At 32.0% G+C, this 16,881-nt stretch carries 13 protein-coding genes; 5 read left to right on the top strand and 8 right to left on the bottom strand.

All coding sequences use genetic code 11. From position 1 onward, the window contains the following. Window positions 1-106: 106 nt before the first annotated feature. From HNP99_RS14350 to HNP99_RS14340, 3 genes are read left to right on the top strand one after another with little or no spacing between them, the layout of a single operon-like run. Window positions 107-1,738 carry a S8 family serine peptidase gene (locus tag HNP99_RS14350; protein WP_173854077.1) on the top strand — a complete coding sequence of 544 codons (1,632 nt, stop codon included), beginning with the start codon at window positions 107-109 and terminating at the stop codon, window positions 1,736-1,738. Between the two features lie 13 nt (window positions 1,739-1,751). Then, window positions 1,752-2,696 carry an NAD(P)H-dependent flavin oxidoreductase gene (locus HNP99_RS14345; RefSeq protein ID WP_173854076.1) on the top strand — a complete coding sequence of 315 codons (945 nt, stop codon included), beginning with the start codon at window positions 1,752-1,754 and terminating at the stop codon, window positions 2,694-2,696. Between the two features lie 8 nt (window positions 2,697-2,704). Then, on the top strand, window positions 2,705-3,121 hold the full coding sequence (locus HNP99_RS14340) for a hypothetical protein (protein ID WP_370566947.1): 417 nt from the start codon (window positions 2,705-2,707) through the stop codon (window positions 3,119-3,121). A 240-nt stretch (window positions 3,122-3,361) separates the two neighbouring features. Here the strand turns inward: HNP99_RS14340 and HNP99_RS14335 are convergent, their stop codons facing one another. The 8 genes from HNP99_RS14335 to HNP99_RS14300 all read right to left on the bottom strand — a co-directional run bounded on the left by HNP99_RS14335 (window position 3,362) and on the right by HNP99_RS14300 (window position 15,053). Then, the gene (locus HNP99_RS14335) at window positions 3,362-3,781 is read right to left on the bottom strand and encodes a nucleoside-diphosphate kinase (RefSeq protein WP_173854075.1); all 420 of its coding nucleotides are present in this window, start codon (window positions 3,779-3,781) and stop codon (window positions 3,362-3,364) included. Window positions 3,782-3,866: 85 nt separating this feature from the next. Continuing rightward, window positions 3,867-5,456, bottom strand: a complete 1,590-nt coding sequence (gene bshC, locus HNP99_RS14330; RefSeq protein WP_173854074.1) for a bacillithiol biosynthesis cysteine-adding enzyme BshC — start codon at window positions 5,454-5,456, stop codon at window positions 3,867-3,869. A gap of 204 nt (window positions 5,457-5,660) precedes the next feature. After that, the gene (locus HNP99_RS14325; RefSeq protein ID WP_173854073.1) at window positions 5,661-6,998 is read right to left on the bottom strand and encodes a DUF4302 domain-containing protein; all 1,338 of its coding nucleotides are present in this window, start codon (window positions 6,996-6,998) and stop codon (window positions 5,661-5,663) included. A 17-nt stretch (window positions 6,999-7,015) separates the two neighbouring features. Continuing rightward, entirely contained in the window at window positions 7,016-7,873 is an 858-nt protein-coding gene (locus tag HNP99_RS14320; RefSeq protein ID WP_173854072.1) for a zinc-binding metallopeptidase, read from the bottom strand. A 13-nt stretch (window positions 7,874-7,886) separates the two neighbouring features. Further along, a complete protein-coding gene (locus HNP99_RS14315; protein ID WP_173854071.1) occupies window positions 7,887-9,368 on the bottom strand; it encodes a RagB/SusD family nutrient uptake outer membrane protein in 1,482 nt (493 codons plus the stop codon). Between the two features lie 9 nt (window positions 9,369-9,377). Next, window positions 9,378-13,085, bottom strand: a complete 3,708-nt coding sequence (locus HNP99_RS14310) for a SusC/RagA family TonB-linked outer membrane protein (protein ID WP_173854070.1) — start codon at window positions 13,083-13,085, stop codon at window positions 9,378-9,380. A gap of 152 nt (window positions 13,086-13,237) precedes the next feature. Then, complete coding sequence (locus HNP99_RS14305; protein ID WP_173854069.1) at window positions 13,238-14,350, bottom strand: FecR family protein; 1,113 nt, start codon at window positions 14,348-14,350, stop codon at window positions 13,238-13,240. Between the two features lie 91 nt (window positions 14,351-14,441). Then, window positions 14,442-15,053 carry an RNA polymerase sigma factor gene (locus HNP99_RS14300; protein ID WP_217424430.1) on the bottom strand — a complete coding sequence of 204 codons (612 nt, stop codon included), beginning with the start codon at window positions 15,051-15,053 and terminating at the stop codon, window positions 14,442-14,444. A 535-nt stretch (window positions 15,054-15,588) separates the two neighbouring features. Between HNP99_RS14300 and HNP99_RS17715 the strand changes: the two genes are divergently transcribed. Together HNP99_RS17715 and HNP99_RS14295 are read left to right on the top strand one after the other, a co-directional pair. Then, entirely contained in the window at window positions 15,589-15,891 is a 303-nt protein-coding gene (locus HNP99_RS17715; RefSeq protein WP_254596873.1) for a hypothetical protein, read from the top strand. Next, a complete protein-coding gene (locus HNP99_RS14295; protein ID WP_254596872.1) occupies window positions 15,872-16,867 on the top strand; it encodes an MFS transporter in 996 nt (331 codons plus the stop codon). Before HNP99_RS17715 ends, HNP99_RS14295 begins: the two co-directional genes overlap by 20 nt. The last annotated feature ends 14 nt before the right edge of the window (window positions 16,868-16,881 follow it).

The raw sequence follows: 16,881 nt of genomic DNA, 5'->3' as shown, positions 1-16,881 counted from the left end.
CCTTATTTATATAAAAGTCAAAAAACCAGACTACAGTTTTATTTACTGTAGTCTGGTTTTTATTATTTATAATTAGTAGTTTAGTACACTAATTTAATAATTGATTATGAAAAAGCTTTACCTACTACTTTTTTTATCAATGACAACAATCACTTTTGCACAAGAGGATGCTTGGGTGTACTTTAAAGAAAAGTCTAATGCACAAACTTATCTTGATTCTCCGTTAAAAATGCTCACTCAAAGGGCTATTGACAGAAGAGCTAATCAAAAAATTGCATTTGATTTAAAAGATATTCCTATTGATCAAACCTACATCAATAACATAAAATCAGTAGCAGGAATTACGGTAATGGCTAAGTCTAAATGGCTAAATGCGTTACATATTAGAGGAACTCAAACAGCAATTAATGGCTTGAAAACAATTGATTTTGTTGACAAAGTAGATTTTGCGAATAAAAGTTTAAACGGGACCGGTCGATTAATTCAATCTAATAAAATTAACAGGCTTACTCAAGCTAGAGCGATCACTAAAGTAGAAGAAACAGCGGTGAATTATAATTATGGAGCTTCATCTAACCAAATAACAATGTTAAAAGGAGACCTTTTGCATCAGCAAAATTATACTGGTTCTGGAAAAGTTGTTGCCATTTTAGATGCTGGTTTTCCGGGAGTAAATACTACTGCGCCTTTTAAAAGATTACGTGATAACAATCAAATTTTAGGAGGATATGATTTTGTGAATAGAAAGGAAGATTTTTATGCTTCAAGTTCGCACGGAACCTCTGTTCTATCGACAATGGGAGGTTATATTGATAATTCGTTAGTGGGTACAGCACCAGATGCAAGTTTTTATTTATTCATTACAGAGGATGAAAATGCCGAAAACCCTGTTGAAGAATCGCTTTGGGTAGAAGCAGCTGAAAAAGCAGATAGCTTAGGTGTGGATATTATCAATAGTTCATTAGGATATTTTGATTTTGATAATAGTTCCTATAGTCATACTTATGCGCAAATGGATGGGCAAACTACATTTATTTCAAGAGGTGCTGAGATTGCTTTTAGTAGAGGAATGATGGTCGTAATTTCGGCGGGTAATTCAGGAAGCTCTATTAATCCTCATATTGCTGCTCCGGCAGATGCTGTTTCGGTTTTGACAATTGGTGCAGTTAATAGTAGTAAATCTCGTGTTTCATTTAGTTCAATAGGACCTTCGTATGATAGTAGAATTAAACCAGATGTAATGGCACAAGGATTTGCGACTGTTTTATCAAATGAATTTGGCCAGATCACCACAGCAAATGGAACTTCATTTTCTAGCCCAGTCATAGCAGGGATGGTTGCTTGTTTGTGGCAAGCATTACCTGATAAAACCAATAAAGAAATTAGAGCGATAATTGTAGAATCGGCAGATCGTTTTACAAGTCCAGATAATAACTATGGATACGGAATTCCCGACTTTAGTTTGGCTGTAGCCAAAAATCTAAGTGCTAGAGACTTTATTGCTAATGATTTTTATATCTATCCTAATCCAACTAAAGATTTAGTTCAATTTCCCGTACCAAAAGATTTCAATAATGGAAAAGTATATTTTTATAGTACATTAGGAAAAAAAGTTTTGGAGGAAAATATAAATAAAGAATCTAGTTTTATTTCATTACAATCTTTAAGTAATGGGGTATATTTCTATACATTTGAAACAGATTCGTTTGTTAAAAACGGAAAAATAATAAAACAGTAAATAGTACTATTCGATGAATAAGATTACCAAACTTTTCAATATTAAATACCCTATTATTCAAGGAGGAATGATCTGGGTTAGTGGTTATAAATTAGCTAGTGCCGTGAGTAACGCAGGTGGTTTAGGACTTATAGGAGCTGGGTCAATGTATCCAGAGGTGTTGCGAGAACATATTCAAAAATGTAAAAAATCCACAACAAACCCTTTTGGTGTTAACGTTCCTATGTTGTATCCTAATATAGACGAAATTATGAAGATTATTGTTGAAGAAGGTGTGAAAATTGTTTTTACATCGGCTGGTAATCCTAAAACTTGGACTCCTTATTTAAAAGAAAACGGAATACAAGTGATACATGTTGTAAGTAGTACTGTTTTTGCTTTAAAAGCACAAGATGCAGGGGTTGATGCCATTGTTGTTGAGGGTTTTGAAGCGGGAGGACACAATGGACGTGATGAAACAACAACGTTGACTTTGATTCCGATGGTGAAAGAAAAAATAAAAATTCCGGTTATTGCAGCGGGAGGAATAGGTACCGGTCGTGCAATGCTAGCTGCTATCGCGCTTGGTGCTGATGGAGTACAAGTAGGAAGTAGGTTTGCCGCTTCATTAGAATCATCGGCACATGATAATTTTAAACAAACAATTGTTGAAGTAGGAGAAGGAGGGACGCAATTAACACTTAAAGAGCTTGCGCCTGTACGATTGGTAAAAAATAAGTTTTTTAATGATGTTCAAGAACTCTATGCAAATCACGGAAACAAGGAGGAATTAATATCGCTTTTAGGTAGAGCAAGAGCTAAACGAGGTATGTTTGAAGGTGATTTAATTGAAGGTGAGTTAGAAATAGGTCAAGTTGCAGGATTGATTCATGAAATAAAATCATCAGCGACTATTATTGATGAAATGATAGCTGAATTTAAAATGGCACAGAACGAAGTAGCTTCCTTTAGTTTTTAATTGAAATCATGATGAATAATTATAAAGTATATGCAATAGCTTTTTTTTTGTTTTTAGGAATACAGCAATCCTTTGCACAAAATTATAAATTTAGAACATCAGGTTTTAGTGTTCTTGAAAAAAATGAAAGAGGAAAATGGGGTAGTTGGTCTGATTTGAAGCTGGTTACTATCTCAATAAATTTAGATACTGAAAAAAACAGGTTTGTAGTTTATTTACCTTTAGTTCAATTATTTGAGATTGCAGCTTATGAACCTACTGAAGAGAATGAATCAGATATTGTATATTCCTTTGTTTGTAAAGACACGAACGGAGAGGATTGTGTGGTAGCTATCATTACTCGAAAAAAACAAGACAATAGAAAACAACTCTATATTACTTATAAAGATAAAATCATTGTCTATAATATTGTTAATGCACAATAGTTATTTCTATTACTATTTAAAACAGAATCCAATTACCATTAGAACGAAATAGAGACATGTTACCGTATTTTAACTGCGCTTGATGGGATAAATAAAGTACTATACTTTAGTGGTTCTTGGTACTCTAATAAAGGTACAAAAAAGTGGACAAAAAAAAGTGGACGTTAAGATTAACGTCCACTTTTATAAAGAGCTCTTTTTTTATTTTCGAATATAAAAAGAGTGTACTGTATTTTCTTATTAGAACTGCTCTCTTCCTGCAAAATGGAAAGCACCTTCGATAGCTGCGTTTTCATCACTGTCAGAACCGTGAACTGCATTTTCTCCAATAGAAGTAGCGTATGCTTTACGGATAGTTCCTTCAGCAGCTTCAGCTGGGTTTGTAGCACCAATTAAATTTCTGAAATCTTCAACTGCATTGTCTTTTTCTAAAATAGCAGCAACAATTGGTCCTCTTGACATAAATTCAACTAATTCACCGTAGAAAGGTCTAGCAGCGTGAACTGCGTAAAACGCTTGTGCATCAGCAATTGTAAGTTGAGTTAATTTTAAAGAAACGATTTTGAAACCTGCATTAGTAATCATTGCAAGAATGTTTCCGATGTGTCCGTTAGCAACAGCATCAGGCTTAATCATTGTAAATGTTCTATTAGTAGCCATTTTTTTATTTTTTAGATTTTGTGCAAAAATAGTTTTTTTTGTTTAATAATGTTACAATTTTTCTATTATAGTGTGTCAAAAATCATTATAACGTAATAATTTCAAATTTTTGCTCTAGCGGATGCAAACTTGCAATCAATTTCGGAATTAAATTATCGCCACTTTCAAGATAAAACTCAGAGAAGTTAGCTTGTCTTTCTTGCAAACTTTTGTTAGGAAATAATTCATTTTGTAAGTCGGTTGTGCGTTCAATTTCATCGCTAAACTTTCTTTTTTGTGCTTTTAGCAAACGTTTTTCTAAACTCTCTAATCCTTTTGTTTGCTTCACTTCTTGCGCTTTTACAGCTCCAGTAAATGATTTATCTGTTTGCTTCGCTAATTCAAACAAAGCCTTAAATTGCTGCTGTAATTGTTCTTTTTGAGGTGTTAAATCAATTGGGAATTCAGAACTTTTTTGAGTGACTTTATTTATAAGTTGTGATTGTTTTGCAAATAAGTCGCTCCAACTCAATTTTAGCTTATCTATTTTTTTAATTTGCTTTTCGGTTGCTAATAAAACGGAATTACGAACTAAAAGCATTGGGAAAGTAATATTCACAGCATTAAAGAACGACTTTAATTCCAGCCAGTAGGCAATTTCGCCTCCACCACCTATGTAGCATAGATTGGGTAATATGACCTCTTGATAGAGTGGACGCATAATTACATTAGGGCTAAACTTTTCAGGATTGTTTTTTAAAAGTTGTATTATTTCAGTTTCTGAAAACGTCATTTTAGTATTGTTAATGCTATAAATATTGTTTTCAAGAATGATTCGTTCTCGTAAGTCATCTTCAATATAAAACAAGTTTATCTCTCTAGGATTAACTTGGATATTGTATTCTTTTAGTTGCTCAGTTGTTTCTAGAACAGCTTTATGAGAAGTTTGTTTTAAAAGTTCTTCCTTTATATAAGGAATAAAGTTTTGTTTCAACGAGCGCTCATCAGCATCAATAATTACTAAACCTAGTTCTCCAAAAAGTGCATTAGCTAACTGTCTTGTTGCACTAGCTAGATTATCATGCTGTAAATACGCCTCTTTGAATATTTTTTTAAGTGTTGTAGCGTTCGTGCTAGTTCCTAATTCTTGCTGGTAGATGTCAAAAAAATCAGATAATCCTTCAGTTGATAATCTCCCTACAGGTCCAGTACTTTCTTTATTCCATCTGAATTTTTTTCCTTTATAATTGAAATAGTTTATTTCTTCAAAATCATGATCCTCAGTCGCCATCCAATAAATAGGAACAAAATTATAGGCAGGATATTTCTCTTTTAATTCTTTAGTAAGATTAATAGTAGATATAATTTTATATAAAAAATAAAGTGGTCCACTAAATAAATTAAGTTGGTGCCCTGTTGTAACGGTAAAAGTATTGGAACCTTTTAGAGCTTCAATATTCTGCTTAGTTAATGGGGAAATGTTTAATCCTTCGTATTGTTTTTGTAAAACAGTTACCAGCTGCGCTCTAGAGGCATCATTAAAATTGGCTTGTTTTTCAAGAATTTGTGCTTCAAAGTTTTCAATTTTCGGAAAACGGTTGTATAGTGGTGCTAGGTTTGATTTTTCGTCTAAATAATCATTCATCAAAGGCGAGAAATATCCAGAATTTTGATAGCTGATACAGTCGGTAGGCATAAGTTTGAATTTCTAAATTTAATGCTAAAGTAATAAAAAGTAAAGTTACGCTTTTTAGGTTTATGAAAGCTTTGTGAATTTTTCAAATGTTAATAATAAAATCAACAAGAAATTTATTTTAAAAAAAAGAGGCTGTCTTTTCAGACAGCCTCTTCCCAAGATTTGGGGTTACTCGGGGTGCAATATAATTGGTTATTATATTTATTATTGAAATGCGTAAGTAGTTATTCTGAAATTACTAGATGCGCTTGTAAAAGTATATATTTTGTTTGGAGGTCCTCCAAATGTGAAGTTTTCACGCTTTACATACAATCCTTTTGGGTTAAGTAATTCTGCATCTATTTTTGCTAATACTGCTGGCGTACTGCCTGAATCCCAACCAAGATCTTGAAATATGATTGTTTTGTTAACAGGGTCTTCAATAACTTGTAAATTATGAAATTCTGATCCTTTACCTCCAGTAAATGTGTACACTATGTAACTACCAAATGCAGTGTTAAATTGAAGTTGGACTCTATCTATTGCTATACCTGCAGGGAGGTTTGCATTGATTTCAGCTAACAAATTTTTTGTAACGTCAGAGTTAGTTGGAGCAGCGCTTAAAAATCTAGTTATATAACCAAAAGCAGTTGATGGATTTCCATCTAAGAGAGCTAAATAATCATCAGTAATAACTAGCGGTTTATTAGAATATCTAATAGTTGCCGTAACTCCTCCTGTACCAGTGGCATTAAAACTTCCAGTACTTTCTTCGTAAGTAAATTCAGACAAGCTCTGTGAGCCTATTTTTACTGCAGGACTAACAATAATTCCTGTAGGGGTATATGCAATCCCCATGTTGTATGAAAAACTAGATCCTGATTCAATAGAATTGGCTACAGCATAACGTGAAGCTGTAGTGAAGTTAAAGTCAAATTGACTTATTTTTGATCCATCATTAGTTTCTAATAACCTAAATAGAGGTCTTGTAGTAGCTCCTATTACATTAGGTATCATTGCTCTTCCTTTTGCTAAATCAGTCCAGTCAGCTGCAGTAGCTTTAACAAAACGTAATTCTTCAAAACTTCTGTTAGTTCTAAAAATGATTTGACCATCTTCTTGACCATAATATAAAAACTGAAAGTCTCCTTTATATCCCTTTCCTCTTAATGCAGATGTTGGGTAGTTATCTGAATCGGATAATAAATGTATTCTATTTTTAGTAGAAAAAAGTAAGCTAACAGTACTACCTAATTCAATACTATATTCACTAGAATAAATGGAAGTGTCATCATCATAATCTGATGCCATATCAACAACACCATCTTTAAATTTAAATACATGAGTAAATCCACCTAGTTGAGTTGTATCTGTAAAATAGACTGCTTTCCAACCAAATTCAGATGATTCAAGTAAATCATTTAATTCTGTTTGTTGCGCATTTAAACGCTCAGTGGGTGTTGCACCAAAAGGCGAATCGAGGGTTTCTTTGTTATCACAAGAAACCAATTGTATGGCTATAAAAGCCACCAATAGATAATTAATTATAGTTTTTAATTTCATAATGTTTTTTATATAAATTAATTAGTAACTGCTATAGTGTTTTTTTCCACTTCATCTCTCAAATCATAGATATTAATAGAGAATGTATCTTTAAAATATTTTACAATTACCGCTTCTTTAGCCTTAATATTAGCTACTGCTACAGGATCAGTTATTCCATCTAGTATGGCATTGTATTCATCTTCTGTGTTACCTATTATTGTAGATGCCATTTCAGCAAAATCTTCGTTTATGTTTGATCTTGCATAATCAGTAATAAAACCTTCTTCGTTAGCAACAGCAGTTGATGTAGCATCCCAGTTAGCAGTATAACCTGTTGGAGTTATTTTTGCTAATGCTTTTTCATCAAAAGGTTTAGTTTGATTTAATATATGAATATATTCGTGTTGAATAGTATGTACAAACATTTTTACGCTTTCACGGTTGTTTTTTACTACATAATCCGTTTCAAATAAGGTGATTCTTAAACCAGCTTCGGCTAAACCTAAAGTTCTTGTCCCCGTTGTGTTTAAATTTAATCCTCCAACAAGAACAATTTCCCTAGGTGATATTTTTTTTACAAAATCAGCTCCACCAACTGTAGAGTAACTATCTAGCCAAATTTTTTGAACTATTTCTAGAGCTGGCTGGACTTTTGATTGTAATGGAGGGAATAAAAAACGATTGTTGTCTACTACATTTTGATTCCATTTATACTGAACATTAATATTGTATGGGTTAAGGTAATTGGTGTCAATCCAATTATCTAAAGTTGTTTTTGTTGGAATTGACACATCAAGAATACTTTCTTTAAGTGGGTCTTCACTTGCGCAAGCTCCTAGGAATAAAACCGAAGAAAGTACGACTACTTTTTTATATAGATTTAATTTTTTCATTTTAATTAAGGTATTAACGTGGGTTTTTTTCTATTCCTGTATTTGTTACGTGTAACGGCAACTGAATTGCTTTACGTAAATCATCTTTTTCTAAAACATTATCAGCTTGATTGAATGCTTTGTGAGTTACTTTTAAAGCAAATCGTTTAATATCTAACCATCTTAAACCTTCGTGAAGAAACTCTCTTCTTCTCATTTCAGCAAGTGCTTTAATGTATGAAGTTTGTACGGGTGTTAAGCTATAAAACGGCGTATATTCATCACTGATCACTGGATATTTTGCTACTATTTTAGCCTCAGAAACCTTATCAGTTGCAGCATCATAATCAGTTATTCTAAGCGATAGAAAATGATCAATTTCGTCATTAGCTATACCTAGTTGGTTGTTCATTACATGAGCTTCAATTCTATTTAAGAATAGCTCGTCATTGCTTAATAGAACTAGTGCATCAAACGGTTGACCAATACCTGCGTTAGCGTTTGTATATCTGAAATATTCTACAAATTTTGGAATAAAAAGGGTAGTTTGGCCATTATAAGAGAGTGGTCTATATAAATACGTTTTATTAACTAAATTAGTATTTGCACCAAGCATCAAGTCTCTATCTGCACCCGTTAATTGAAACCTATTTATGTAAAAACTTCTAGAGTAAATAGAAGATGCAGAAGCTATCAAAAGATTTGTGTTTTCACCCTCATCAGAATATTTTCGAGTACCTGTTTCAAAGTCTACATCTAAGTAAGATTGATAATCTCTTAATTGAGAACCAGGTTTATTTCCTAATTCATTAGAAACATCTAAAACGCTATCCCAATCTCCTATTACAGTATAGAAACGACTAGCAAAAGCATTTGCTGCAGCTCTATTAAAGTGAAATTTAGGTTGTTTGTAGTCACTTGTTACAAAGGCTAATCCTTCTTCTAAATCGGCTTTAATTAACTTGTAAACTTCTTCAATAGAGTTTCTTTTATATTGAGCAAGTAATACAGTTTCAGGCTTTAATATGTAAGGAATACCTAGATCTGTTTTAGCAGTTGCAGGATTGTACCTTTTAGAAAATAGACTTACTAACATATAATGTGAATAGGCTCTAGCTAATAAAGCTTCTCCCTTTTGAGGTAATAAATTAGAAGGATCTCCTAATTTTTCAATTGCATCTAAGGCTTGATTAGCGTGCGCAATTGCTGTATAGCAAGCATCCCAATAATTAGAAGGAGTATCTTGAGCAATGTTCTCCTGCATTTCCCAGTTGTAATTTTGACTGTTTTTAACAGTAGTAAGTGTTAAATCACCGCTGTCAAAAACATTATCAGTCATTGTTTCAGCAAATTCCATATAATTAGCTTCTGGATATGCTTTAACTAATATTTCTGAAATTTTTTCTGGTGTGTCTAATTGTGTTCTGTTGTCTGGAACTTCCGAAAGGAAATCATCACAACTACTACTAAGTCCTAGTATAACTAAGAGGGATAGGGTTATTTTTATTTTTCTCATGTTTTTTTATTAAAATGATACGTTAAGTGAGAATGTGTATTGGCTAGTAATTGGTTGAGAAACTCCTCCAGTTCTGTAAAATTCAGGATCTTGTCCGTTTAATTTTTTATCAGAATAAATTAGTAACGGATTCGCTGTTGAAGCTTTTAATGAAAACGTATTAACGCCTAGATTTTTCTTTAAATCTTTAGGGAATTCATAAGTTAGAGAAACGTTTTTCAATCTTACAAAAGTACCATCAGCTACACGCTCATTAGAAAAGTTATAAGTATTGTATGCTATTTCTAAATTTTTTGATTGCGCATTGTAATTAGCAATCAAACGTTGGTCAGCGATTACGGGTATGTTAGTAAGTGCTTCATCACCAGGGTTAATCCATCTGTTTGTGAATTCTTTAGTAAAAACAGTAAGATCGTCATATTCACTAGCATAAATTGGGTTTAAACGTACTTTATTACCACCAGCAGCAACGATAAAGATGTTTAAAGACCAATTGTCATAAGTGAAAGTATTTGAAATACCTGCTGATTTATTAGGTTCGATAGATCCTTCATATTTTAAATATTTTGTAACATCTTCTGAATCCTGAAAATTAGCACCAGCAATATTGTCTTGCTCACCATTTGCCATAACAAATGTTGGTAAACCTTGGTTTGTCAATCCGGTAAATTGGTATGAATATAGCCCGTTTCTTGGGTGTCCTACAGTGTTTCCTCCAGTACCATCAACTAAACCTAATACTTGAGGGTTGTTTTGTAACTTCGTTATTTTTTGATCATAAATAGAAAAGTTAAAAGAGGTAGTCCATTTTAATCTTGTGTCATTAAGGTTTCTAGTTGTTAAAGACATTTCAATACCTTTAGTTTCCATATCAGCATTATTTCCTCTTTTTAATTTTTGACCTCCAATTCCTGAAGTTGTAACAAAATCAACTAGATCAAAAGCTTTACGGCTATATACATCAGTAGTGAACTGAACTCTATTGTTAAACATACCTAAGTCTAAACCAATGTTAGTTTCAAATTGTTTTTCCCAAGTTAAATCAGCATTTTGAAGTTCATCAATATCTAAACCAGTTTCTCTGTTTGATAAGTTAAGACGATCAGTAATAAAGCTCTTGTAAATTGCTAGAGAGTTTGTTGCAGGTCCTGCAGTTGCTGTTAAACCGTAAGAACCTCTTAAGCTTAAGTTATTAATTGTGTTAATGTTTTTCATGAAATCTTCTTCCATAATATTCCATTTACCACTAAAAGTATAGGTAGGTAGCCATCTTGAAGAAGTACTATTACCTTGTCTATTAGATCCATCATAACGTCCTGTGATTGACCCAGTGTAACGTCTATCATAAGTATATCCTACTTTACCAAAGAAACCAACTGTTCTTTCTCTTTCTTCATTGAAACCATAATATGATTCTCCACCATTAATTATTTTTTCAAGAATTCTAGGATCTGTAAAAGCAGTTAAGCCTCTGTCATATTGTAAGCCATAAGCAGTAAAGTTATCATTACTTCTATCAACTGATCTTAATTCTTGACCAAATAAAGCTTCGAATTCATGATCATCATTAAAAACATTTTTATAATTAAAACTATTTCTAATGTTATAAGATGTTAATTCGTTTGTGAATTTTCTTAAAATACCACCATTAGGTAAAACAGATACTTTAGGAGCCGTTAAATCGTTAGGATCTTCATATAAAAATATATTTGCTTCTCTAACAATTGTTGTTTCCATTGCGTTATAAGCACCCACAATATTAGACTGCTCTAGGATATTGTGCTCTCTAACTGTATTAGCATAACGTGCGTTAGCTGTAAAGTTATAAGTTAATTTAGGAGTTATGTCATACCCTAAATCTGCTTGAAAACGAATATCTTTTACATTGATGTCCATGTAATTATTTTTCAACTCTTCAATAATGTTTATTGGAGCCCAGTTATTTCTATAGTACTCATAGTTTCCATTATCATCATAAGGTCTTAAAGTTCTACTTGTATTTAATACATAGCTAAAAGGATTGATATCAAAATCTCTGGTGGTACTTCCGTTTACACCATCTTTAAGGCTATCGTAACTCCCTGGAGCAGCTTGATTTCTTACAGAAGCTTGTGTTGATAAAGCTAATTTTAATTTGTCATTAATGAAAAAAGTACTCTTAATGTTTGATGTTAATTGATTTACTTTATCTGCAATAGTCCATCCTGGATCGCTATAAAAACCAAGTGACGCATAGTAAGTACTATTTTTACCACCACCACTTAAACTTAATGAATGATTTTGTGTTATTGAAGGTCTAAATAATGTTTTAAACCAGTTTGTGTTTGCTAATTCATATTTTTTTAAGAAAGCATTTCTACTTGGTTCATCATTTTTAACACCAAAAGCTCCATTAGTGGTGTCATATGTGTTTATAGCGTTCGCAAGAATATTATAAACTCCTCCATAACGACCTTGTGAAGTATCTGGTAAGCCAAAGAAACCTTTAGATTCAATTTCTTTTAAGATTCCCATTGTTTCTTGAGAATTTAAAATATCATATTGATTATAGCTAGGTACAACTCTCGCTGTTTGCTCTAATGAATAGGTAATACTTAATGGTGCTTCACGTCTACCTTGTTTAGTAGTTACTACTACAACACCGTTTAAAGATCTTGACCCATAAATAGAGGTAGCTGATGCATCTTTTAATATTTCAATGCTTAGTACGTCATTAGGATTTAGTCCTGCAATAGAAGAACTTAATAAAGTTTCAGAATTTCCAGATGCTAAATCAGCAAAAGATAAATTCACGATGTCTTCTTGAACAATACCGTCAATTACCCAAAGAGGTTTAGTATCTCCAAAAATAGAAGAAGATCCACGTACGGTAATTTTAGGAGCTGTTCCAAAAGTTCCTGTTACATTTTGTACTGTAACACCAGCAGCTTTTCCTTCAATCATTCTACTGATATCAACTACACCTTCTACTAGTAAATCCTTTTCAGATATTCTACTAATAGCACCTGTAAAAGTTCTTTTTGATGTTTTTTCGTATCCAGTAGTAATTACCACTTCATTTAATTTTTGTCCTACCTCTGCTAATATAATAGTCATAGGAGTAGCTTTTGCAACAACTTCTTGTGTTTGCATACCAATATAGGAAATAACTAAAGTTGTAGTATTTCCAGGCATATCAATAGTAAATTTACCGTCAAAATCTGTCATTACTGCTACTCTAGTACCTTTTACTAAAATTGTAGCACCAGGTAAAGGGTTACCTTTGTCATCAAGTACTTTTCCTGTAACAGTTTTAGCAAATAAAACACTATTTAAACCGTTAACTAGATTAAGTGTTAAGTCATTCGCTAATGCCGTTTCGTTTTGTAATACAATTTGATTGCTTACCTCAGAGTAAGTAATATTAAGAGGCTTTAAAATATTGCTAAGTATTGATGATAATAGTTCATCATTAGCCTTGTAATTCACTTTTTGATTCAATTGGCTTATTCTTGAATTGTAAGAGAATTTAACTTTCGCCGTCTTTTCAAGTTTTACTAAAGCATTGTATAAAGTTAAGTTTTCGATACTTAAGGTAACTTTAGTATCTAGTTTCTTTTGACCATTTACACTATTTGCCATAGTTACAGTTGAAAACACAAAAGCCAACAAGAGTTGGAATAGGGTTATTTTCATGATTCGAAAGAGTAATCGTTGTTTAACAACAGGTTTTTTCATAATTTTGGTTTTTATTAGTACTTATTATCGGGTATTATAGAACAACACAAATTGCTTTTTACAGAAGACAATTTGATTTCATTTAAACGTCGATTATGTTACAGCATTTTCGGCGTTTTTTTTAGTTTTAACTTTACATAGGCATTACTGGTTTAATTACAACCATCTGAATCGATGATAATTTGATTTCCATTCATTTCATAGTTTGTATTGTTTCCTAGAGCTTTACATATAATTTTTAGTTTCTCAGGTAAAGGTTGGTCATTTAGTGAAGTTGTTAAGTGACAGTTTTTTAATTTTTCTTTTGGGTAGTCAATATTAACTAGGTAGGCTTGTTCAATTGTTTTAAAAATTTGACTAACCGGGATGTCAGTAAAATCAAAACTAAGTTGCTCGATATTACTTAAGGAATTTATTAAAACTTCATCTTTAGTAATATCAGTTATTTTTTTAAATTTTAGATCCTGGCGTGTAAAGCGAATAGCTTCATTAGGCAATAAAGTGATGTCTTCATTTTTATCATTATTCATTATCGCTTTGTTAGATTCAATTTTAACTTTTCCTGTCCTAACAAGCACTTCAATATTTGGTTTATTTGCATAAGCAGTAACTTTAAAACTTGTACCTATAACTCGAGTGACAATTTCGTTGGCATAAACTAAGAATGGTTTTTGTGGATTTTTACTAATTTCAAAAAAGCCTTCTCCTGATAAATACACTCTTCTTTCTGTTCCAGTAAAAGTTTTTGGATAACTTAATTTACTCTTAGGTTGTAATAAAACAGAACTTCCGTCAGATAAAGTAATAATTTGTGGTTTGTCAGAATTATTGGTTTGTTCTACTAAGCCTTCATTATTCTCATCGATAAGTTCATTATAAATTTGTGTAGTGTCATTTGATATAAATAAATGACTATAGGTCCAAGTAGCGAGTAATCCAAAAACCAAAACTGCTGCTATAGACCTTAGCCAATTTCTATTCCATAATTTTACTACAGGTTTATTTGAAATAGCATCTTCCTTTTTTTCAATTTTATTCCAAGTAGCGACTAGTGCTGATTGAACTGTTGCGGTAGAAAAAGAATTTTCAGGTACTTTCATAGCTAAAACCCACAAACGTGCAGTCTCTACTAACTTAGCACGTTTAGCATCTTCAAGGGTCCATTCTTCCCAATGATCACGATCAACATTTGAACGTACCCATGAAAGGAAAGAGGCATCTGCTAAAAAGTCTTCTATTTCTGTATATTGATTGCGTCTTTGCATTTTAAAAATAAGGTTACAAACATATAAAGGACAGTTTCTTTATTGTATACTCAGTAAATTATGGTTTTTTTTTAATTTCTTTAAGAAATAATTATAATACACTAAGTGATAGTAGTGTCAGTAAGGGAATAGAGCCGCTCCAATCTTTACGCAAATTAAGTAATGCGCGATGTAATAAATTATTAGCTGATTGGTAATTCACTTCAAGCATGTCAGCAATTTGCTCTACGTTTAAACCTTGATTGTATCTAAGGTATAAAGCCTCTTTTTGCCTTGAAGGTAAGAGGTTAATAAGTTTATTTAACTGGAATACTTTAGTAGCAGTTATTTCATCAGATATTAATTGATGTTCAATCGAAAATTCAAATAAAAAATTAGTAACATCAGTTGATGTAACTTTGTTAAAAACCCTATCTCGCTCTTGAAGTCTAGAAAATCTTTTACGAACACTTGATAATAGGTACGCTTTAACATTAGTAGTGTCACTTAATGATTCTTTGTATATCCAAATATCAGTAAATACATCTTGCACACAATCTTGGATTTTCTCGGAATAATTTGAAAAGGAATTTCCATAACGAACTAAATGCTCATAATATCTCTCAAATAGTATTGAAAAAGCTTTTTCATCTCCCGCTTTCAATCGGCTCCATAATTGGGAATCTTCAGATGTAGTTGCAATATTTTTGTGGTTTATTTTCAATGTAATAAAAGTGGCTATATTAATTTTGTGTTAATTGTTTTGTAATTTTACGTATTAAATTAGGAAAAAACAAATAACCTTATTAAAACTATTTTAAATTCAATGAATCCTCATTTGAACTGTGTATTAAATAATTAAATCATTTTTTATAGCCGTAAAATTGCAGTATTCCTATTTTGATTAGTTGCTTTTTTATTTTGATTTTAAGAAAGAAACATAATGTTAATAAGGGTTTTGGTTTATACCAAAGTTAAAATGCGGCGATTATATTGGGAGTTTTTAATGAATAAAGAATCCGCTTAATAGCTTATGGCTATTTGAAACCGCTAATTAATTATATCATGAATTATTTAAACAGAATAGTTTTTAAAAGGTATTCTTACGTTTTTATTGTTTACAATAAGATAATGATTTTTTAATAGTAAGTTTTTTGATAGATTTTCTTTTTTTTGGATACGTCTATAAAAAGGCTAATAAACATTTGCTGTTATAAAAAATAAGGCTGACTTTTATAAGGATAAAATTAATCACTACAATGGAAAAAAAATCAACCAATACGAATTCAGTAAAGCATGTACTTTTTGGTAGTTTAATAGGAACAACGATAGAGTTTTTTGATTTTTATATTTATGCTAACGCAGCAGTTTTAGTATTTCCTCAATTATTTTTTCCTTCAGCTGATAGTACTAATTCCGTATTGTTATCATTGGCCACTTTTTCAATCGCTTTTTTATCACGCCCCTTAGGTTCGGCGGTATTTGGGCATTATGGTGATAAAGTAGGACGTAAAACAACACTAGTAAATTGCTTTACTGACCATGGGTATTTCAACGGTTAGTATTGGTTTTTTACCTAGTTATACAAGCATAGGAATAGCAGCGCCTTTATTGTTAATGCTTTGTCGTTTCGGTCAAGGTGTGGGTTTAGGCGGAGAATGGGGCGGAGCGGTATTGCTCGCTATTGAGAATGCACCTCCAAATAAACGTGCTTGGTATGGTATGTTTCCTCAACTTGGCGCACCTATAGGTTTGCTACTTTCAGGTGGAACTTTCTTAATTTTAACTGATACAATGTCTCCTCAAGATTTTCTTGACTACGGCTGGAGAATTCCTTTTATATCGAGTTCGCTTTTAGTAGTTCTAGGGTTTTACATTCGATTAAAAATTACGGAGACTCCTGCTCTTGAAAATGTAAAAAAAGAAAAAGAAGAAGTGAAAATTCCTTTTTTTACGTTAGTGAAGTTTTACAAGAACCAATTGATTTTTGGCACATTTGCAGCCATAACAACTTTCTTAGTTTTTTATTTAATGACTGTTTTTCCTTTGAGCTGGGCAACATCTGATTTGGGTTATTCAAAAAGAGATTTTCTGTTAATGCAATTATTTTCGGTATTGTTTTTTGCGCTTTTTATTCCAGTATCTGCTTTAATTGCAGATCGTATTGGACGTAGAAAAATGCTTGTTTGTACAACAATAGCTATTGCTCTTTTTGGTTTTGTGTTTTCTTTTTTTCTAAACTCTGGAAGTCCTTTTCTTGTGACTTTGTTTTTATGTGTTGGGATGATATTAATGGGTTTTACTTATGGACCTTTAGGAACTTTTTTATCAGAATTATTTCCTACAAATGTTCGTTACTCAGGAACCTCATTAGCGTTTAATATGGCAGGGATCATTGGAGCCGCATTTGCGCCTATGATTGCTATTTGGTTAGCAACACATTATGGTTTAACTTATGTTGGTTTTTATTTAACTGCTGCCGCTTGTATCTCTTTATTTTCGCTTTTAATGATCAGTAAAGAGGAGCACAAATTTTAGTAGGTTGAGATACT

Origin of the sequence: Flavobacterium gelidicaeli (assembly GCF_013294005.1) — a bacterium.
Taxonomy (GTDB): Bacteria; Bacteroidota; Bacteroidia; order Flavobacteriales; family Flavobacteriaceae; genus Flavobacterium.
This window is presented reverse-complemented; position numbering and strand designations above follow the sequence as displayed.